Raw genomic sequence first — 20,243 nt, 5'->3', positions numbered from 1 at the left:
GCTGCGTCAGTAACTCAGTGGAAGAAGTGCCGCGTCCCCGTGAAGTACATCGTCACGCCGGCCGCGTTGCAGGCCGCGATCGTGAGCTCGTCGCGCACGGAGCCGCCCGGCTGGACGATCGCCTTCACGCCGGCGTTGATCAGGATCTGCGGGCCGTCCTCGAACGGGAAGAACGCGTCGGAGGCAGCGACCGAGCCGCGGGCCCGCTCCTCGCCCTCGACGAGGGTGTTGGCGCGCTCGACGGCGAGCTTGCAGGAGTCGACGCGGTTGACCTGGCCCATGCCGATGCCGACAGCGCCGCCGTCCTTGGCGAGCAGGATCGCGTTGGACTTCGCGGCACGCACCGCGCGCCAGGCGAAGGCCAGGTCGGCAAGGGTCGCCTCGTCAGCAGCCTCACCGGTCGCGAGGGTCCAGTTGGCCGGGTCGTCGCCCTCGGCCTGGAACTGGTCGACGTGCTGCATCAGCAGACCGCCGGAGATCGCACGCGTCTCCACGCCACCGGTCGCGAGCGGCTCGGCGACGAGGATGCGGATGTTCTTCTTGCCCTGCAGGATCTCGACCGCGCCCTCGTCGTACGCCGGGGCGACGATGACCTCGGTGAAGACCTCGGCGACCTGCTTGGCCATCTCGACGGAGACGGAGACGTTGGTGGCGATCACGCCGCCGAAGGCGGAGACCGGGTCGCACTCGTGGGCGCGACGGTGGGCCTCGGCCGCGTCGGCGCCGACGGCGACACCACACGGGTTGGCGTGCTTGATGATCGCCACGGTCGGCTGGTCGCCGTGGTCGTACGCCGCGCGGCGGGCCGCGTCGGTGTCGACGTAGTTGTTGTAGGACATCTCCTTGCCGTGCAGCTGCTCGGCGCCCGCGAGGCCGGCAGAGCCGAAGCCCGAGCGGTAGAGCGCGGCCGGCTGGTGCGGGTTCTCGCCGTAGCGGAGCACCGCCGACTTGTCCCAGGTGCCGCCGATCCAGGCCGGGAAACCGGTGCCCTCGGACGAGTCCGTGACGACCGAGCCCATCCACGAGGCGACCTGGACGTCGTACGTGCCGGTGTGGACGAACGCCTTGGTGGCGAGGACCTTGCGCTCCTCGTAGGAGAAGCCGTCGCCCTGCGCGGCGGTGAGGGCAGCGGCGTAGTCGGCACCGTCGGTGACGATCGCGATGTTGGCGTGGTTCTTGGCCGCGGCGCGGACCATCGTCGGACCGCCGATGTCGATCTTCTCGATGCAGTCCTGGATGCCGGCGCCCGAGGCGACGGTGTCGGCGAACGGGTAGAGGTTCACGACGACCATGTCGAAGGCCTCGATGCCCATCTCGGCGAGCTGCGCGACGTGGTCGTCAAGACGACGGTCGGCGAGGATGCCGGCGTGGACGCGCGGGTGCAGCGTCTTCACGCGGCCGTCGAGGCACTCCTGGAAGCCGGTGAGGTCCTCGACCTTGGTGACCGGCAGGCCGAGCGACTCAATCAGGGCAGCGGAGCCACCGGTGGAGACGAGCTCCACACCGGCAGCGGCGAGGCCGCGGACGAGCTCCTCGAGACCGGTCTTGTCGAAGACCGAGATCAGGGCGCGCTTGATCGCGACCTTGTCGGGGGTCTCGATCTTGCTGAAGTCGATGGAGGAGCTCACAGTCCGAACCGGACCTTCCTGTCGGTGATGCGGAAACCTTCACGGGCCAGGCGGCCCACGTTGTCGACGAGCATCTGGCGCTCGGCGACCTTGATGCGCTCGTGCAGCGCGGAGACGTCGTCGTCGTCCTCGACCGGCACGACGGTCTGGGCGACGATCGGGCCGGTGTCGACGCCGGCGTCCACGACGAAGAGCGTCGCGCCGGTGACCTTGACGCCGTACGCCAGGGCGTCGGCCGGGCCGGCCGTGCCGGGGAACGACGGGCACAGCGCCGGGTGCGTGTTGACGACCTTGCCCGCGAAGCGTGCGAGGAAGGCCGGACCGACGAGCTTCATGAAGCCGGCGAGCACGACGAGATCAGGCTCGAATGCCGCGACCCGGTCGGCGAGCGCACCGTCCCACGCGTCGCGCGAGGAGTAGTCCTTCAGCTTCGCGACGAACGTCGGCACGCTGCTGCGGTCGGCGCGGGCCAGGCCCTCGATGCCGTCGCGGTCGGCGCCCACGGCGACGATGGCCGCGCCGTACGCCGGATCGATGGCTGCATCGAGCAGCGCCTGGAGGTTGGTGCCCGAGCCGGAGACCAGGACGACGACGCGCGCAGGCGCAGCGGCGGACTCGACGGCAGGAGAGGTGGACACGAGTGCGGAGTTTATCCGCGCTCGGGGTCCTCCCCCGCCTCCGTCTCGTCGGTCCCCCTGCGGCGGAGCAGGCGGCCGAGCAGCGGAACGGTGGCCTCGCCGTCAGCGGCATCGCCCGGCTGGACCTTCGGCACGACGACCGTCGGCTCGTCGTCGGAGGCTGCGGCCTTCGCGGACACGACGACGGTCGCCTCCGTGTCCTGGTCTACCGGCCCCGGTACGACGACCACGGGCGGCGGATTGCGGCGGGTCAGCCAGGTGCCGAGCAGACCACCGACGAGGCCGCCGATGCCGAACGACACGATCGCGTGGAAGAAGGTGGAGGCGACCAGCGGGCCAACGTCGGCCATCCGGCCCGGGCCCACCGAGCCACCGGAGAAGGCAGCGAGCACGGCGAAGAGGACCGCCGCGACCACGCCCGTCGACAGGCCACGGACCGCGCCGATGTCCCAGTCAGTGGTGGGTCGGCGGTGGCGCGCGCGCACCACGACGGTCGCCGCGAGGATCGGCGGCAGCGCGATCAGGAACGGCGTCCAGAACGGCGTCGGGCCGTTGTCCGGCAGCGCAGCGAGCAGCGGGAACATCGGCACCGGCCCGAGCGCCACCACCGTCGGCGACACCAGCGTGTGCGTGCCGACGGCGAAGCCGGGACCGAGCAGATAGGAGCCGGCGTACGTCGCGGCGTTGGGCACGACGAGCAGGCTCAGAACGACGTAAGCGATGCCGCCGCCGAGGTTGGTGCCGAGCTGCGAGAGGACGTTGAGGGCGGCCGCGCCGTCGACCAGCAGGGCCGCGAGGAAGACCAGGCCGGAGAGGGCGAGGAACCACGCGAGCAGGCGCAGCGCGCCGAACAGGGCCTCGCGCACGGACTCCGGCACAGGCCCCAGCCAGACCGCCGCCCGACCGGAGCCGACCGCAATCGCGGCACCGCCGACCCCACCGGCCAGCACGAGGCACCAGAGCAGGACGGCGGGCAGGGACGGCTGCGTCGAGAGCGAACCCGCGACGACGGCCACGACGATCCCGACGAGCAGGTACGACGCGGTGAAGATCGTGACGCCCGCGGGGACGGTCAGGTCGCGTTCGCCGTCAGACAGCGCGTACGCGTCCGGGCCGTGGGTGGAGAGCCGCTCGCCGGTGCGCAGGCCGGACCGCCACACGGCGTACCCGACGAGCGCGGTGAGCCCCAGCGGCAGCGCGGTGACCGCGGCGCCCTGGATGTGGACGCCCGATCCGTGCGCCATCAGCCAGCCGAGGGCGCCGATCCGGAGCGCGTCGCGCGGAGCGCCGTGGGCGCCTCCGTCAGTCAGGAACCAGCCGACCAGCGCCACCGCCATGAGCAGGACGAGCGGCACGAGCGCGGCGAGGGCGCCACCGCGGACGGCCACAAGTGCCAGGGAACGCTGCGGCTCCCCCTCGCTCGCGGGCGGCGACGGGTGGTACGCGGAGAAACGGCTACGGCTCGACATGACGGGCCTCATCCTCCCCGGTGACGCCAACCGGTGGGCCGAGGACGCGCCGGGGAGCCCGGAGCCCGGTAAGTTGGTCCGCGCCATGCGAGACCCGGGACAGTTCGACGCGTTCTACGCCACTGCGCGCCAGCGCCTGCTGCTCCAGGCGTTCGCGCTGACCGGCGACCTCGCCGCAGCCAAACGCGCGGTCCGTGACGGGTTCGTCGCTGCCTGGCACCACTGGCACAAGGTCTCGCGCCAGGACGACCCCGAGGCGTGGGTGCGCCCGCTCACGTGGCAACACGCGCAGCGGCGCCACACCGCGCACTTCTGGCATCGCGAGGGTTCCCTCGCGCCGGAGCACCGCGCGACCCTCGATGCCCTGGACGAGCTGACCGCCATCCAGCGCCGCGCGCTCCTGCTCCACCTGCTCGGCGGACTCGAGAGCGACGACTTCTGCCACGAGATCGGCCTGACCCAGGCCAGCGCCCAGCGACAGCTGCGGCTGGCTGCCGCCCAGTTCGCGATCCACCGCGACATCGAGCCGGCCGAGGTCGCGACGACGCTGCGCGCCCTGGGCGACCCGCTCGAGGCGATCCGCCTCCCGCGCGCCTCGATCATCCGGCGCAGCGGCACGGCGCGACGGCGCGCACACACGTCGATCGCTGTCGCGGTCCTCACGGCCGGCGTGGCCGGTATCGGCTTCGCCGTCAGCCATGACACCCCCGGGATCGCCAGCATCGCCGGGCTCCGCGGTGCCGACGCCGACACCGGCAGACCGGGTGCGCCGGGCGCGACCGTCCACCTCGACCCGGCCGACCTGCTCGGCGGCAGCGACGTCACCCGACTGGCCGCGAAGCCGCTCTCCGAGGCCAGCACCGGCAACAACACCGACGGCACCGGCCTCAACGTTCCCTGCCAGGCGCAGCGGTTCGCGGACCCGAAGGCGCTGGCAGCCCTGGTCCGGCACTTCGCGTCCCCCGTGACGGCACAGGGCAGTCCGCCGACCGGCCTCGTCCAGGTCGTCGAACGGTCCACCGACGCGAAGGCCGCGACGTCGGCGTACGACGCGACGCTGGGGTGGTTCTCCGACTGCGCGGGCACCCGCGTGCAGCTGCTCGCGGCGTACCAGCTCGAGGGGGCCGGCGACGCCGGGGCCCTCCTCGTGCTCCGCAACCAGGCCGCACCCGTGACCACCTGGACCATCGGCGTCGCACGCACCGGCTCGATCGTGACGACACTCGCCCGCGACATCGCCGACGCCCACGGCCCGGACCTCCCGCCGTTCGTCGCCGCGGTCGGCACGGCTGTCGACCGGCTCTGCGCCGCCGACGGCGGCGCAACCTGCGCGACCACGCCGCGCAAGGCGCTCGGAGCTCCCCCGCCGGGTCCGTCGGCCCAGGGCATGCTGCAGGCCGTCGACCTCCCGCCGATCGCCGGCATCGCGCTTCCGTGGGTCGGCACCGCACCGACGAAGGCGACGACCAACCCCGCCGCCACCACCTGTGACCACGCCGACTTCTCCGGTCCCGACGTCACCTCGTCCTTGACCCGCACGTTCCTCGTGCCGCAGGCCAAGCTGCCGGCGCAGTTCGGTCTCAGCGAGACGCTCGGACGCTTCCGGTCCGAGGCGAAGGCCGACGCCTTCGTGTCCGGCGTCGAGAAGAAGATGGCGTCCTGCGAGGACCACAACCTCACCGCCACCGTCGACGAGTTCAAGCACCAGCCGAAGGGCCCGCTGGGCGAGATCCATGCCTGGCGCCTGACGATCGACGTCTCCGACAGCCGGTCGATCGACTTCTGGGTTGCCGTCGTACGCCGTGGGCCGGACGTCGCGCAGGTCGGCTTCGTCCCGGTCGACAAGGCGAAGCTCGACCAGAGCGACTTCCAGGCGCTCGTCGAGCGCGCGCTCGCCCGCCTCGAGAACCTTCCGCCTGCCTAACGCGTGGCGCAGGATGGATCCGGATGCAACCGGGTGGCTCCCCCGCGCGTATCCCTCCTGACAGCCTGGCACTGCAGGCTCCGCCTTCCCGGGGAGGGGCACCGATGGACGAAAGCGAGTTCGACGAGTTCTACACGGCCTCGTTCGCGCGCCTCGTCGGGCAGCTCCACGCCCTGATCGGCAACCGTGACGAAGCCCAGGACTGCGTCCAGGAGGCGTTCGTCCGCGCCTGGCAGCACCGCCGGTCCCTCGAGCGCGCCGACCACCCCGAGGCCTGGGTCCGTACGACGGCCTACCGCCTCGCCGTCAGCCGCTGGCGCCGGGTGAAGCTGGCCCGGAGACCCGCCGACCGCGCGGTCTCACCACCGGCCTGGACCGAACCGTCCGACGAGTCGCGCGTCGCGTTGATCGCCGCCCTCCGCCAGCTGCCCGAGGCCCAGCGCCAGGCACTGGTGCTGCACCACCTCTGCGACCTGCCCGTCCAGGCCGTCGCCCGGGAGACCGGCGTACCGGAGGGGACCGTGAAGGCCCGCCTCTCGCGCGGCCGCGCCGCCCTCGCCACCCTGCTCTCCCCCGACTCCGGAGCCACCCATGTCTGACCGCGACCCCCTCGAGCAGCTCGCCCGCCTCGGCAGCGGCGGCCCCGTCACTCCCCTGCCTCCCGCGGAGGTACGCCGCCTCGGCGACCGCCGCCGGGCCCGTCGTACGGCCGTCACCGGTGTTGCCGGCGCGGTCGCCGTCCTCGCCGTCGTCATCCCCGCGAGCCTCTATGCCGCGCGGGACGACGGCGCCACCCCCGAGCCGCCGTCGTCCTCGGACACCGCGACGACGTCCATTCCGCCGAAGGACCGGATCCCGGCCGGATTCCCGCTCGGCCTGGGCGCACACGACTACGGCAGCGACGGGCACACCGAAGGCCCGGGCCGCGACGTCAGCGGCACCACACCGACTCCGTGCAACGCCGACCCGCTCGCGTCACGGACCGCCACGGACCGGTTGGCGTTCGCCAGCCTCGCCGTCGAGCTCGAGGACTACCGCCACCTCTCCCTGTACGCCGATGAGAAGGACGCCCGCAGCGTGATGAAGGCGGCAGCCGACGCGGTCGCTGCCTGCCCCACCGAGCCGTTCGACGCGATGACGATGATGTGGACCAGCCGCGCCGCCGACACCGGCTACGAGTCGCTGACCTTCAGCCAGGGGTACCGAGACGCGATCGGCGGGACGACGTTCCAGCTGACCCGGGTGGGTCGTGCGGTGCTGATGGTCGCCTTCAGCGGTGAGGGTGTCGCCGAGCCGGCCACGCTCACACCGATCACGAAGCAGATCGCTCCGCACATGTGTGTCTTCACCCCAGAAGGCTGCGGCCCGGACGCCTCCTCGACACCGACCGCGACGACGCCGGCCGACTGCACCACCGCCGACCTCGACGCCACGGTGAAGCCGCTCGACTCGGCCGCCGGCAGCACGTACGCCGAGGTCCGGTTCACCAACACCTCGAGCCACGACTGCGCGATCCACGGCTCCTCGACGCTGCGAGCCGTGACCTCCGACGGGCTGGCGATCGCCGGCAACACGACGACCTCGAACGAGTTCGTCCTCGCGCCGGACGGGGTCGCGACGGCGCTGGTGCGCGACACCAACCCGGACAACTTCCCCGCCGCCGACTGCATGCCTGCGAACGTCAGCGCCTGGCGGATCACGGTGCCGGGCAGCGGCGAAACGATCGACGTCGACCCGACCGGCTATTCGACGGCATGCACGAAGATCGGCAACGTCAGCATCGACCCGTGGAAGCCGGACCAGGGCGACGCGGCGGCAGCGCGCAGAGCCGCCGAGGCGGCCGCGGCGTCGGCCAGAGCGGCGGCCGACGCCGCTGCTGCAGATGCCTCCGCGCAGGCCAGCCCCTAGCGCGGCCTGCACGAACCGACACGTTGACGTGTCCCCCACCTACTCCAGAGCGTGAGCGAGTCGAACATGACGCGCCACTGTGTCGGTTCGTGCAGCGGCCGTGCGGCGTACGACGAAATGGCGAAGGCCCCCGGGGCGAACCCGGGGGCCTCCGTCGTACTGCTAGGAGCCTTGATCAGGCCTTGGGCTCGATACCCATGCCGATCAGGATCTCGCGCGCCAGGGCAGCGGTCGCGGACGGCGTCTTGCCGACCTTGACGCCGACGGCCTCGAGGGCCTCCTGCTTGGCGGACGCGGTGCCCGCGGAGCCCGAGATGATGGCGCCGGCGTGGCCCATCGTCTTGCCCTCGGGAGCGGTGAAGCCAGCGACGTAGCCGACGACCGGCTTCGTGATGTTGGCCTTGATGTAGTCCGCGGCACGCTCCTCGGCGTCGCCACCGATCTCGCCGATCATGACGATCAGCTTGGTCTCCGGGTCCTCCTCGAAGGCCTGGAGGGCGTCGATGTGCGTGGTGCCGATGATCGGGTCACCACCGATGCCGATGGCGGTCGTGAAGCCGAACTCCTTGAGCTCGTACATCATCTGGTAGGTCAGCGTGCCCGACTTGGAGACGAGACCGACCGGACCCTTGCCCGCGATGGTGTGCGGGGTGATGCCGGCCAGCGACTCACCCGGGGTGATGATGCCGGGGCAGTTCGGGCCGATCATGCGGGTGGACTTGCCCTGCAGGTAGGACCAGACCTCGGCCGTGTCCTGGACCGGGACGCCCTCGGTGATGACCACGATGAGCGGCATCTCGGCGTCGATCGCCTCGATGGCGGCGGCCTTGGTGAAGGCCGGCGGCACGAAGAGGACGGACACGTTGGCGCCGGTCTCCTTCATGGCCTCCGCGACGGTGCCGAAGACCGGCAGCTCGACGTCGGTGCCCGTGGCGTCCTTGTGGGTGACGGTGGTGCCGGCCTTGCGGGCGTTGACGCCACCGACGATCGTCGCGCCGGAGTCCATCATCAGGGCGGTGTGCTTCGCACCCATGCCACCGGTGATGCCCTGGACGATGATCTTGCTGTCAGCGTTGAGGTAGATGCTCATTGTTCTTCTGAATCCCTAACTCAGGCGTTCGCCAGCTCGGCGGCCTTGTCGGCCGCGCCGTCCATGGTGTCCACCTGCGTCACGAGCGGGTGGTTCAGGTCGGTCAGGATCTGGCGACCCAGCTCGACGTTGTTGCCGTCGAGGCGGACGACGATCGGCTTCGTGGCCTTGTCGCCGAGGATCTCGAGCGCGCCCTTGATGCCGTTGGCGACCTCGTCACACGCGGTGATGCCACCGAAGACGTTGACGAAGACCGACTTGACCTGCTCGTCGTTGAGGATCACGTCGAGCGAGTTGGCCATGACCTGGGCGTTGGCGCCACCGCCGATGTCCAGGAAGTTGGCCGGCTTCACGCCGCCGTGGTTCTCACCGGCGTACGCGACGACGTCGAGCGTGGACATGACGAGACCCGCGCCGTTGCCGCAGATGCCGACCTGGCCGTCGAGCTTGACGTAGTTGAGACCGAACTCCTTGGCCTTCGCCTCGAGCGGGTCGGCCTCTTCCTTGATCTCGAACGCCTCGTGCTCCGGGTGGCGGACCTCGGAGGCGTTCTCGTCGAGCGAGACCTTGCCGTCGAGCGCCTCGAGCTTGTCGTCAGCGAGACGGGCCAGCGGGTTGACCTCGACCAGGGTCGCGTCTTCCTCGACGAAGACCGTGTAGAGCTTCTCGATCATCGTGACGGCCTGCTCGAAGACGGCCTCGGGGAAGCCGGCCTCGGTCGCGATCTCGCGCGCCTTGGCAGCGTCGACGCCCTTACCGGGGTCGATCGCGATCTTCTTGACGGCGTCGGGGTTGGTCTTCGCGACCTCCTCGATCTCGACACCACCCTCGACGGACGCGATGCAGAGGTACTGACGGTTCGACCGGTCCAGCAGGAACGAGAAGTAGTACTCCTCGACCGGCGGGGTGGCCGGGGTGACCAGGACGCGGTTGACCGGCAGGTCCTTGATCGTCAGGTTGAGGATGTTGGTGGCGTGCTCAAACGCCTCATCCGGGGTCTTGGCGAGCTTGACGCCACCAGCCTTGCCACGGCCGCCGGCCTTGACCTGAGCCTTGATGACAGTGACGCCACCAATCTCCTCGGCCGCCTTGCGGGCGTCCTCGGCGGTCTCGACGACCGTGCCGAGGGTGGTGGTCACGCCATGCTTGGCGAAGAGTTCCTTCGCCTGGTACTCCATCAGGTCCACGATCTACCCAGTCCTTGTGTGTGATGACTCCGGGGATTCCTTCGAGGCACACTAGACCCGCGCAGGCGGCCCGCACCATGTGAGCCGGTCACTGGACGCCGAACGTGGTGGATCGCACACCAGCCCTCACGACCTCACGTCGTACGCCGGATCCGCGCGGGGATGCCGTTCACGAACGCACAACCGGCGAGTCAGACTCTCCGTTTTCTGTCCACATGCCCAGTCCGAAGATTGGGTGGACCGTGCCGCCTTCGCCTACAGTCGTCCCCACTGTCTCGTTCCCGAACAGAGGATTTCACCCATGGGCGACCACCGAGCACCTCGCGGTGCACGTGTTGCACAGCGCGGCGAGCGAGTCACCCCTGAGTCCTACGCGGGCGCCGGCAAGCGCCGCGCCGCGAAGCACGCCGCGCCGCGCGGCCCGCTCGTCAGCGGACTCCCGTCTGCTCCGGTCCTGCTCGGCGTTGCCGCCCTCTCCGTCTCCGCGACGGGTGCGGTGAGCGCTGCGGCTGCCGATGCCAGCCAGGTCACCAACGACGCTGCGCCCGCCCGCTTCGCCGCTCCGGCGAACGCTGTCGGCGGCGAGAGCGTCGTCTCCAACTCCTCGCTCGAGGCAGAGCGCGCCGAGCTGGTCTCCCGCGACTCCGCCCGCGACGCGCTGGCCGACGCTTCCTCGCAGAAGCTGACCGACGCCGCCGAGGCGCAGGCCGCCGAGCGCAGCACCGAGCTCGACAAGCTCGCCAACGCTGCGCAGAAGCGAGCCAACGAGCTCGAGGCCGACCGCTGGATCCTCCCGGTCGCCCCCGGCTCGTACCGGATCACCGAGGGCTTCGGCGACGGTGTCTCCTGGCGCGGCTACGCCCACACGGGCCTCGACTTCGCCCTGCCGAGCGGCTCCCCCGTCTTCGCGGTCGCCAACGGCACCGTCTTCGCCGCGCAGTACGCCGGCGGCTGCGGCTACATGGTCGAGATCCGCCTCGACGACGGCACCGAGATCAAGTACTGCCACAATTCCTCGCTGGCCACCTCGGTCGGCGCGAAGGTCCGGGTCGGCGACGTCATCGCCTACTCCGGCTCGACCGGCCACTCGACCGGTCCCCACGTGCACCTCGAGGTGCACCCCGGCGGCGGCGACCCGGTCGACCCGTTCGCAGCGCTGGTCGCTCACGGCGCCAAGCCGTAACGGCGCAGTCCTACTGCAGTCTCGGCGCCGCCGTACTGCCCTCTCGGCGCTGCCGTACTGCTCTCTCGGTGACTCAGTGCATGCCGTGCTCGGTCGCGGCGTGATCCCGCGGCTCGATCTGGAACGTCGAGTGCTCCACGTCGAAGCGCTCCTGCAGCGCTGACTGCACCTCGGCCAGCAGCTCCGCGGCGTGACCGTCGCGGAAGCAGCCGTCGCCGACGACCAGGTGCGCGGTGAGCGCAGGCAGGTCGGAGGTGATCGTCCAGGCGTGCAGGTCGTGGACGTCGACGATGTGCTCGACCTCCAGCAGGCAGGCACGGACCTCGTCGAGGTCCACGTGCTCGGGCGCTCCCTCGAGGAGCACGCGACCGGACTGCTTCAGCAGGCCCCAGGCGGCGTGCAGCATCAGCACGACGACCACGAGCGTGGCGATCGTGTCGGCGGGGGTCCAGCCGGTCCAGAGGATCACGACGCCGGCGATCGCGGTGCCGATGAAGCCGTAGAGGTCGGTCAGGATGTGCTGGTAGGCGCCCTCGACGTTGAGGCTCGAGCGGTTGGCCTTCGCGAGCAGCCAGACGGCGATCACATTGATCACGCAGCCGACGAGTGCGACCACCAGGACCGGACCGCCCGCGACCTCGGGCGGGTCGAAGAGCCGGCGCACGGCCTCGACCGCGAGCATGCCCGCGACGACGAGCAGCGTGATGCCGTTGATCGCCGCGGTGAGGATCTCGGCGCGCTTGAAGCCATACGTCCAGACCACGGAGGCCGGACGGGCGGCGAGGCGCATCGCCCAGAGCGCGGCCGCGATGGCGCCGACGTCGGAGAGCATGTGCGCGGCGTCGGAGAGCAGCGCCAGCGAGCCGGACGTGATGGCGACGACGACCTCGCCAACCATGAAGGCCGCGAGCAGCGCCATCGACGACCAGAGCAGCCGGCGGTCGGCGTCCGCCGAGACGCCGTGCTGGTGGCCCGCGTGGTCGTGATCTGCACCCATGCAGCGAGCCTAGTGACCTAGAGCTTCTCGACCGGCGCGTAGCGCAGCAGCAACCGCTTCACGCCTTCGCTGCCGAAGTCGATCGAGGCGACCGCCTTCTCCGCAGCACCCTCGACACTGACCACGGTGCCCAGGCCGAACGAGTCATGGGTGACCCGGTCACCCGGGGTGAGCGAGGGGATCGCGCGCGCCTGCTTGGCCTTCGTTGCAGCGTCGAGGCGGAGCGCTGCCGAGCCGAATGCGCGTCGCCCGCGGTCGGTGGTCGAGGAGCCGAACGAGCTGCCCGATCCGGTCGCGGATCCCCAGGAGCCGCCTCCGTCGTCGTACGACGGACGGCGCCAGGACGTCATCGCCGACTCGGTGCGCTTCCAGTCGACCAGCGTCGCGGGGAGCTCGTCGAGGAAGCGGGACGCGGGGTTGTGCGCGGGCGCACCCCAGGCAGAACGCTGCACGGCGCGCGAGATATGGAGGCGCTCGCGGGCGCGCGTCAGGCCGACGTACGCCAGGCGGCGCTCCTCCTCGAGCTCGGGCAGGTCGCCGAGCGCCCGCATGTGCGGGAAGACGCCGTCCTCCATGCCGGTGAGGAAGACGACCGGGAACTCCAGACCCTTGGCGGTGTGCAGCGTCATCAGGGTGACGACGCCCTTCTCCTCCGCCTCGGGCGACTCGGGGATCTGGTCGGAGTCGGCGACCAGCGCGACGCGCTCGAGGAAGTCGCCGAGGCCCGGCGAGACGATGCCGGCGTCGACGTCTGCGGGATCTGCGGACGGGCCCGCCTGGGGGTCGTCGCTGAACTCCCGGGCGACAGCGACGAGCTCGGCGAGGTTCTCGACACGGGTCTCGTCCTGCGGGTCGTCGGACGCCTCGAGCTCGGCGAGCATGCCCGAGCGGGTCAGCACGGACTCGAGGATCACGTCGGCGCGCTCGTCGGCCGCGACCATCGACTGCAGCTCCTGGACCATGTCGGTGAAGCCGCGGATCGCGTTCAGCGACCGGGTCGCGATGCCGTCGGCCTTGTCCGCCTGGAGCAGCGCCTCCCAGAAGGTCAGCCGCTCGCGCTCGGCGTACGCCGCGACGCAGGCCTCGGCCCGGTCGCCGATGCCGCGCTTGGGGGTGTTGAGGACGCGGCGCAGCGAGATCTCGTCGGCGGGGTTGGCCAGCATCCGCAGGTAGGCCAGCGCATCGCGGACCTCCTTGCGCTCGTAGAAGCGCACGCCACCGACGACCTTGTAGGGCATGCCGTGGCGGATGAAGATCTCCTCGAACACGCGGCTCTGCGCGTTGGTCCGGTAGAAGACCGCGACGTCACCGGGCTTGTGGTCACCGGTGTCGGTCAGGGCGTCGATCTCGCGGGAGACGAAGCGGGCCTCGTCGTGCTCGTCGTCCGCCACGTAGCCGACGACCTTCTCCCCCATGCCGGCGTCGCTCCACAGCCGCTTCGGCTTGCGCCCCTTGTTGTTGCTGATGACGGCGTTTGCGGCCTCGAGGATGGTCTGCGTGGAGCGGTAGTTCTGCTCGAGCAGGATCGTCGTCGCATCCGGGAAGTCCTGCTCGAAGTCGAGGATGTTGCGGATGTTGGCGCCGCGGAAGGCGTAGATCGACTGGTCGGCGTCACCGACGACCATCAGCTCGGCCGGAGCGATCCGCTCCCCACCGCTCGTGCCCTCATCCATGGGGTCGGCACAGAGCTGGTGGATCAGCGCGTACTGCGCGTGGTTGGTGTCCTGGTACTCGTCGACGAGGACGTGGCGGAAGCGGCGACGGTAGACCTCGCGCACGTCCGGGAACGCCTGGAACAGGTGCACCGTCGTCATCAGCAGGTCGTCGAAGTCGAGGGCGTTGGCCTCGCGCAGGCGCCGCTGGTAGTTCGTGTACGCCGAGGCGTAGGCCCGCTCGAAGTCGTTGCTCGCGTCCTTGGTCGCCTCCTCGGGGTCCTTCAGCTCGTTCTTCTGCGTCGAGACCCAGTTGAGGACCGCGCGCGGCTGGAACTTCTTCGGGTCGAGCTCCAGGTCGTTGCAGACCAGCTGCATCAGCCGCTTCTGGTCGGAGGCGTCGTAGATGGAGAAGTTGCTCTTGAAGCCGAGACGGTCCGACTCCTTGCGCAGGATCCGCACGCACGCGGAGTGGAAGGTCGACACCCACATCACCCGCGCGCGCTTGCCGATCAGCTCCTCGACCCGCTCCTTCATCTCGGCCGCGGCCTTGTTGGTGAAGGTGATCGCGAGCACCGAGCCCGGGTGGGCCTTGCGCTGCTGCACGATCCACGCGATGCGCCGGGTGAGCACGCGGGTCTTGCCCGATCCGGCGCCGGCGACGACGAGGAGGGGACGGCCCTCGTGGATCACGGCTGCGCGCTGGGGCTCGTTGAGACCCTCTAGCAGGGCGTCGCGCGACGGCGTACGCGCAGGCTCGACGGACTCAAGACCGGGGATCGGGAAAGCGGTGTTCATGCTGCGCCCAGCCTACGGTCCGGCACCGACAGGGCCACGCCGGGAATGCCCCCGCAGACGATATAGTTGACGTGTCATGAAGAAGATCGGGTTCCTGTCCTTCGGCCACTGGACGCCGTCTCCGCAGTCACAGACGCGGTCCGGCAAGGACTTCCTGCACCAGTCCATCGACCTGGCACAGGCCGTCGAGGAGCTCGGCGCCGACGGCGCGTACTTCCGGGTCCACCACTTCGCCCGCCAGGCCGGTACGCCGTTCCCGCTGCTGGCCGCGATCGGTGCCCGCACGAGCCGGATCGAGATCGGCACGGGTGTCATCGACATGCGCTACGAGAACCCGCTCTACTCCGCGGAGGCCGCTGCCGCGACCGACCTGATCTCCGGCGAGCGGCTGCAGCTCGGCATCTCCCGGGGCAGCCCGGAGCAGGTCATCGACGGCTGGCGCTACTTCGGCTTCGCCCCTGCGGAGGGCGAGGACGAGGCCGCCATGGCCCGGCGCCACACCGAGGTCTTCCTCGAGATGCTGAAGGGCGACGGCTTCGCGCAGCCCAACCGGCGTCCGATGTTCGCCAACCCGCCCGGTCTGCTGCCGCTGGAGCCCCAGTCCCCCACGCTGCGCGACCGGATCTGGTGGGGTGCCGGCTCCGACGCCACCGCGCGCTGGGCCGCGGAGAAGGGCATGAACCTGATGAGCTCGACGCTCAAGGACGACGAGACCGGCGAGCCGCTGCACGTCCAGCAGCGCAAGCAGATCGAGACCTACCGCGAAGCCTGGGCGGCGGCGGGTCACACCCGCACGCCGCGTGTCTCCGTGAGCCGCTCGATCTTCCCGATCGTCGACGAGCGCGACCGCGCGTACTTCGGGCATGACCGCAACTCCCGCGACCAGTTCGGCAACATCGACGAGAAGACCCGCGCCGTCTTCGGCCGGTCGTACGCCGACGTGCCCGAGCGCCTCATCGAGGAGCTCGCGAAGGACGAGGCGATCGCCGCCGCCGACACCCTGCTGGTGACGATCCCGAACCAGCTCGGCGTCGACTACAACGCCCACGTGGTCGAGTCGATCCTCACCCACGTGGCGCCGGAGCTCGGCTGGCGCTGACCCGTCGCCCACCACCGGCACGAAACGCGAAGGCCCCGCATCCGACCGGATGCGGGGCCTTCGGCGTACAGCAGGATCAGAAGTGGTGCGCGGAGGCCCAGAGGACGGCAACGAGGACGTTGGCGACGGTCAGGCCGGTAGCCACCCAGTAGAGGGCGTTGGTCAGGCCCTTCTTGCGGCGCGCCTCGAGGAGGCCGAGGACGGCCAGGCCGATCAGCGCCTTGACCGCAATCTTGCCGGCGTTGGGGTGGACGTCGTTGGACTCCAGGACGCCGACCAGTGCCAGACCCGCGAGGAACGCGATCCGCGCACCCCAGATCGTCGACTGATGGACGGCCTTCTGGGCCGCCTTGGCCTGGCCGAGGAGGCCGCCGAGCAGCGCCGCGAACGCGACCAGGTGAACGACGAGGAGGAGCTGACGCAGGATGTCCATGCCGGAATCCTACCGAGGCCACAACCCGCGACTCGACGCGGCAAAGCCCGGGTCTCGACGCGCTTCAGACGACCCTGACGCGGCCGGTCTGCGGGGCGCTCGCGCCTTCGACGACCGCGTCCCACGCCTCCGCCAGGATCGCGACGGCGGCGCGCAGTTCCTCTGCCGGCCGCGTCCAGGGCAGGCGCACGAACCGGTCGAGACCGCCCTCGACCGCGAACACCGGCCCCGGAGCGATCGATGCACCCCGGACCTCCGCCTCGGCAGCCAGCAGGGTGGCGAACGGCGCCGGCAGCTCGACCCACAGGCAGAGACCGCCAGCGGGGACGAGGAAGCGCCAGTCCGGGAGCCGCTCGCGCAGGGCAGCGACCAGGACGTCGCGCTGCTCGCGCAGGCGTGCGAGGTGCGGCTCCACGATCGGGGCCGGTTCGGCGAGCACCCGCGCGAGGACCAGCTGCTCGAGGAGCGGCGCGCCGAGGTCGACGCCGAGGCGCGCCGTCGTCACCTGGTCGATCCGCTCGCGCGGCACCCGGATCCAGCCGAGGCGGAGCCCACCCCAGATCTGCTTGCTGGCAGACCCGACCGTGATCGCATCCGGGAGGAACGACGCGAACGGCGGCGGCATCTCCACGTCGTCCAGCACGATCCCCTGGTGCGCCTCGTCGACAATCGGGACCACCCGGTTGCGGCGCAGGGCCGCGGCGTACGTCTCGCGCTCGGCGGCGGTCATCACGTGGCCCGTGGGGTTCTGGAAGTCCGCCAGCACGTACGCCGCCCGCGGGGCCGCCTGCCGCACCGTCGCGACCATGCCGGCGATGTCGAACCCCGACGCGTCGACCGGCGACGTCACCAGTCGGGCGCCGCGGCTCGACAGGGCGTTGGCGGCGTTCGGGTAGACGGGGCTGTCGACCAGGAGCCGGTCCCCCGGCGAGGTCAGCGCCTGGGCGACGATCGCCGTGGCCGAGAGCGCGCCCGGGGTGACCAGCACCTGGTCGGGATCGGTCGGGAGGCCTCGCGCCTCGTAGGTCGCGGCGATCTGCTCCTGCAGCGCGGGGAGCCCGGCCGGGAAGTACCCATGCCCCGACAGGTACGCCGGCAGCTCACCCACCGCGTCCTCGTAGATGGCTGCGAGTCCCGTCGGCGAGCTGCCGGCAGCGCAGTTGAGATCGATCAGGTCCGGCGTGCCGGGCAGCGGCGCCAACGCGCGGTCGAGCGTGGCCCGCCTGCCTCCGGGGAGCCGGGTGAACGTGCCGGCGCCGGTGCGGGCCTCGGCGAAACCGCGGTCGCGGAGGTCGGCGTACGCGCGGGTGACCGTCGTGCGGCTGACGCCGAGGGCCTCGGTGAGGTCGCGCTCGCTGGGCAGGCGGGCTCCGAGCGGGATCCGGCCCTCGCCGATGAGCAGCCGGAGGCCGTCGGACACTCCGGCGTACGCGGGGCTCCGGTCGAAGTCACCGAGCAGCGTGGCTACCCGCGGGGCGGTCATGACGGCGCTCATACAGGCCACTATCACCGGATTGGCCATTTTCTACAAGGCCGATCCGGCACACAGTGGAGTCATGGCCGATCCCCTCGTTTCCCCCGCTCGCCCGGCAACCCCGGTGCTGGCGAACCTCACCCCGCTCGAGCAGCTGCGCGCCGGCCGGATGCCGCGCCGTCTCGTCCAGCTGCTCGTCGGCCTCTGGCTCTACGGCGCGTCCATGGCGATGGTGATCCGCGGATCGCTCGGCCTCGACCCGTGGGACGTCTTCCACGCCGGCGTGATGACCCACGTGGGCCTCAGCTTCGGCACGGTCGTGATCCTCGTCGGCGTGCTCGTCCTGCTGCTGTGGATCCCGCTGCGCCAGGTGCCCGGTCTCGGCACGGTCGCCAACGTCATCCTGATCGGCGTGGCCACCGACGCGACGCTCGCGCTACTCGGCACGCCCGACGGCCTGGTCGCCCGCGGCGCCTTCATGCTCGGCGGCATCGTGGTCAACGGCCTCGCCGGCGCGCTCTACATCGGCGCCCAGCTCGGCCCCGGTCCCCGCGACGGACTGATGACCGGCCTGGCCCGGCGTACCGGACTGTCGATCCGGCTGGTCCGCACCTCTCTGGAGGTGACCGTGCTCGCCACCGGCTTCCTGCTCGGCGGCCAGGTCGGCCTCGGCACGCTGATCTACGCGGTGAGCATCGGCCCGCTCGTGCAGTTCTTCCTGCCGTTCACCGTGGTCGCGTTGGGCGACGGCCAGCAGGCTCAGAGCAGTCGGCGGTCCGAGGCCCAGCGCGTGAGCTCGTGACGGCTCGACAGCTGGAGCTTGCGGAGCACCGCTGACATGTGGGTCTCCACGGTCTTGACCGAGATGAAGAGCTCCCCCGCGACCTCCTTGTAGGAGTAGCCGCGCGCGATCAACCGCATCACCTCGCGCTCCCGCTCCGTCAGCCGGTCGAGGTCCTCGTCCACAGCGGCGACCTCGATCGTGCCGGCGAAGGCGTCGAGGACGAAGCCGGCCAGCCGCGGGGAGAAGACCGCGTCTCCCCCGGCAACCCGGCCGATCGCGTCGGCGAGCTCGGGACCCGTGATCGTCTTGGTGACGTAGCCGCGAGCACCAGCGCGGATCGTGCCGATCACGTCCTCCGCGGCGTCGCTGACCGACAGCGCGAGGAAGCGCGTCGCCGACGGGCCGATCCGGCGCATCACCTCGGCACCACCACCGCCGGGCAGGTGCACGTCCAGCAGTACGACCTCGGGGTGGTGTGCCGCGATGGCAGCGACGGCGGTGTCGACGTCCTCGGCCTCGGCGACGACCTCGACGGTCGGCGCCGCCGACAGCTCGGCGCGCACGCCGGCGCGGAACATCGCGTGGTCGTCGACAATCAGCACCCGGGTGCTCATGCGGGGTCCCCGACGGAGCGCGAGCGCAGCGAGTGGTCTGGTGGGGTGCTCATGCTTTCTCCTCCAGCGGCATCTGCAGCACCACTTCGGTGCCCTCCCCCGGACGCGACATCACGCGGGCCGTGCCCCCGTGTCGCTCCATCCGGTCCTTGATCGATCCTCGTACGCCGTGACGGTCCGCGGCGACCGCTTCGATGTCGAAGCCCCGTCCGCGATCCTTCACGAAGACCTCGAGCCGCGTCGGCGAGGCCTCGGCGTAGACGTCCACGCGACCAGCTCCGGCGTGCTTCGCGGCATTGACCACCGCCTCGCGCGTCGCGAGCAGCACGGGCTGCGTGCGGTCGTCGAGCACGAGGTCGCCGACCGTCACGACCTCGACGGTCACGTTGTGGTCGGCCTCGACCTCGGCGGCCAATGTGGCGAGCGCAGCCGACAGCGAACCCGAAGGGCCCGCGTCCTCGAAGAGCCACGAGCGCAGGTCGCGCTCCTGGGCGCGGGCCAGCCGCGCGACCTGCGCGGGGTCGGCCGAGTTCTTCTGGATCAGGGCGAGGGTCTGCAGCACCGAGTCGTGCAGGTGAGCTGCCACATCGGCGCGCTCCTGGCTGCGGACCCGCTGCGCCCGCTCCTCGCCGAGGTCGTGGAAGAGCCGGAGCAGCCAGGGTCCGGCCACCAGCAGCACGCCGACCAGGCCCAGGCCGGTCGCCACCAGCACGTCGACCGCGAGCGAGAGTCGGCCCGACCGGAGCGCGAAGAGCACCAACGCGGTGACCAGCATGAGGACGCCGACGACGATCCGCGACCACGCGGCCCAGCCGCCGTCGCCGACCAGCGCACGGACCGGGTCGAGCCGGCCCGTGCTGTCGCGCCAGCGCTCGCGGCTGGACTCGTCGGCCTGCCGCCAGATCAACGCGACTCCACCGAGTCCGAGCACGAGGACCCAGAGCACCAGACCCGTGCCGAGCACCAGCTGCGCGACGAAGAGGGCACCCACCGCGAGTGCCGCGAGGGCGACACCCGGGCCGATGTCGGCGAGGCCGCGGCGCGTCGTACGACGGCCGGAGCGCTCTGCGGCGGCGAGCCCGGGCGCGGGTTCCTCGACCGGGAGGGTGGGCAGCCAGAGCCAGAGGGCGGCGTACAGGAGAACGCCGGCGCCGTTCGCCACGGTCAGCGCCACCAGCGCGACCCGGATCCACATCACCGGCCAGCCGAGGTGCGTGGCCAGACCCGCCGCGACGCCGCCGAGGAAGCCGGCGTCCGGCTCACGGAACGCACGCCGCGGCTCGTACGCCGGAGCGGAGCCCGGGGGTGGTGTGGTGGCAGCGGAAGTCATGGTGTCGCCATCGTGGCACGCGCGCGCGGCGTACG

17 protein-coding genes are annotated in these 20,243 nt (G+C 71.1%); 6 read left to right on the top strand and 11 right to left on the bottom strand.

Annotation, left to right across the window (positions count from 1 at the left end):
* Positions 1-14: 14 nt before the first annotated feature.
* From purH to EPD65_RS09265, 3 genes are read right to left on the bottom strand one after another with little or no spacing between them, the layout of a single operon-like run.
* On the bottom strand, positions 15-1,628 hold the full coding sequence (gene purH / locus EPD65_RS09275; protein WP_243640521.1) for a bifunctional phosphoribosylaminoimidazolecarboxamide formyltransferase/IMP cyclohydrolase: 1,614 nt from the start codon (positions 1,626-1,628) through the stop codon (positions 15-17).
* On the bottom strand, positions 1,625-2,266 hold the full coding sequence (gene purN, locus EPD65_RS09270; RefSeq protein WP_131583413.1) for a phosphoribosylglycinamide formyltransferase: 642 nt from the start codon (positions 2,264-2,266) through the stop codon (positions 1,625-1,627). Before purN ends, purH begins: the two co-directional genes overlap by 4 nt.
* Positions 2,267-2,277: 11 nt before the next feature.
* Entirely contained in the window at positions 2,278-3,735 is a 1,458-nt protein-coding gene (locus EPD65_RS09265; protein WP_207891484.1) for a cell division protein PerM, read from the bottom strand.
* Here EPD65_RS09265 and EPD65_RS09260 point away from each other — a divergent pair.
* From EPD65_RS09260 to EPD65_RS09250, 3 genes are all read left to right on the top strand, one after another.
* On the top strand, positions 3,734-5,659 hold the full coding sequence (locus EPD65_RS09260) for a SigE family RNA polymerase sigma factor (RefSeq protein ID WP_131583411.1): 1,926 nt from the start codon (positions 3,734-3,736) through the stop codon (positions 5,657-5,659). The genes EPD65_RS09265 and EPD65_RS09260 overlap by 2 nt on opposite strands.
* Before the next feature lie 104 nt (positions 5,660-5,763).
* Entirely contained in the window at positions 5,764-6,258 is a 495-nt protein-coding gene (locus tag EPD65_RS09255; protein WP_131583409.1) for a SigE family RNA polymerase sigma factor, read from the top strand.
* Positions 6,251-7,567 carry a DUF4232 domain-containing protein gene (locus tag EPD65_RS09250; protein ID WP_131583407.1) on the top strand — a complete coding sequence of 439 codons (1,317 nt, stop codon included), beginning with the start codon at positions 6,251-6,253 and terminating at the stop codon, positions 7,565-7,567. The genes EPD65_RS09255 and EPD65_RS09250 overlap by 8 nt, the downstream gene beginning before the upstream one ends.
* 175 nt (positions 7,568-7,742) lie before the next feature.
* On the opposite strand, the gene sucD is transcribed toward EPD65_RS09250, so the two are convergent.
* Together sucD and sucC are read right to left on the bottom strand one after the other, a co-directional pair.
* On the bottom strand, positions 7,743-8,657 hold the full coding sequence (sucD, locus tag EPD65_RS09245; RefSeq protein WP_131583405.1) for a succinate--CoA ligase subunit alpha: 915 nt from the start codon (positions 8,655-8,657) through the stop codon (positions 7,743-7,745).
* Positions 8,658-8,677: 20 nt separating this feature from the next.
* On the bottom strand, positions 8,678-9,844 hold the full coding sequence (sucC, locus tag EPD65_RS09240) for an ADP-forming succinate--CoA ligase subunit beta (protein WP_131583403.1): 1,167 nt from the start codon (positions 9,842-9,844) through the stop codon (positions 8,678-8,680).
* A gap of 301 nt (positions 9,845-10,145) precedes the next feature.
* On the opposite strand from sucC, the gene EPD65_RS09235 reads away from it, so the two are divergent.
* Positions 10,146-11,027, top strand: a complete 882-nt coding sequence (locus tag EPD65_RS09235; protein ID WP_131583401.1) for a M23 family metallopeptidase — start codon at positions 10,146-10,148, stop codon at positions 11,025-11,027.
* A 73-nt stretch (positions 11,028-11,100) separates the two neighbouring features.
* On the opposite strand, the gene EPD65_RS09230 is transcribed toward EPD65_RS09235, so the two are convergent.
* Both EPD65_RS09230 and pcrA read right to left on the bottom strand, forming a co-directional pair.
* Positions 11,101-12,024, bottom strand: coding sequence for a cation diffusion facilitator family transporter (locus EPD65_RS09230; protein WP_131583399.1), 924 nt, complete (start codon positions 12,022-12,024; stop codon positions 11,101-11,103).
* 17 nt (positions 12,025-12,041) lie between these two features.
* The gene (gene pcrA / locus EPD65_RS09225) at positions 12,042-14,474 is read right to left on the bottom strand and encodes a DNA helicase PcrA (RefSeq protein WP_131583397.1); all 2,433 of its coding nucleotides are present in this window, start codon (positions 14,472-14,474) and stop codon (positions 12,042-12,044) included.
* Positions 14,475-14,550: 76 nt separating this feature from the next.
* On the opposite strand from pcrA, the gene EPD65_RS09220 reads away from it, so the two are divergent.
* The gene (locus EPD65_RS09220; protein ID WP_131583395.1) at positions 14,551-15,573 is read left to right on the top strand and encodes an LLM class flavin-dependent oxidoreductase; all 1,023 of its coding nucleotides are present in this window, start codon (positions 14,551-14,553) and stop codon (positions 15,571-15,573) included.
* 76 nt (positions 15,574-15,649) lie between these two features.
* On the opposite strand, the gene EPD65_RS09215 is transcribed toward EPD65_RS09220, so the two are convergent.
* Complete coding sequence (locus EPD65_RS09215) at positions 15,650-16,006, bottom strand: hypothetical protein (protein WP_131583393.1); 357 nt, start codon at positions 16,004-16,006, stop codon at positions 15,650-15,652.
* A 64-nt stretch (positions 16,007-16,070) separates the two neighbouring features.
* On the bottom strand, positions 16,071-17,501 hold the full coding sequence (gene yczR / locus EPD65_RS09210; protein WP_131583391.1) for a MocR-like transcription factor YczR: 1,431 nt from the start codon (positions 17,499-17,501) through the stop codon (positions 16,071-16,073).
* Positions 17,502-17,562: 61 nt separating this feature from the next.
* Here yczR and yczE point away from each other — a divergent pair, with 61 nt between their 5' ends.
* Positions 17,563-18,282: a membrane protein YczE gene (gene yczE / locus EPD65_RS16265; RefSeq protein ID WP_165872951.1), complete on the top strand. Its 720-nt coding sequence runs from the start codon at positions 17,563-17,565 to the stop codon at positions 18,280-18,282.
* Here yczE and EPD65_RS09200 read toward each other — a convergent pair.
* Positions 18,240-18,878, bottom strand: a complete 639-nt coding sequence (locus EPD65_RS09200) for a LuxR C-terminal-related transcriptional regulator (RefSeq protein WP_131583389.1) — start codon at positions 18,876-18,878, stop codon at positions 18,240-18,242. The two genes, yczE and EPD65_RS09200, sit on opposite strands and share 43 nt — an antisense overlap.
* 49 nt (positions 18,879-18,927) lie before the next feature.
* Entirely contained in the window at positions 18,928-20,208 is a 1,281-nt protein-coding gene (locus EPD65_RS09195; RefSeq protein ID WP_131583387.1) for an ATP-binding protein, read from the bottom strand.
* Positions 20,209-20,243: the final 35 nt, after the last annotated feature.

Source organism: Nocardioides jejuensis (genome assembly GCF_004337475.1).
Lineage (GTDB): Bacteria > Actinomycetota > Actinomycetes > Propionibacteriales > Nocardioidaceae > Nocardioides > Nocardioides jejuensis.
The sequence above is the reverse complement of the archived record's forward strand: the minus strand, read 5'-3'. Positions and strand labels throughout refer to the sequence as shown.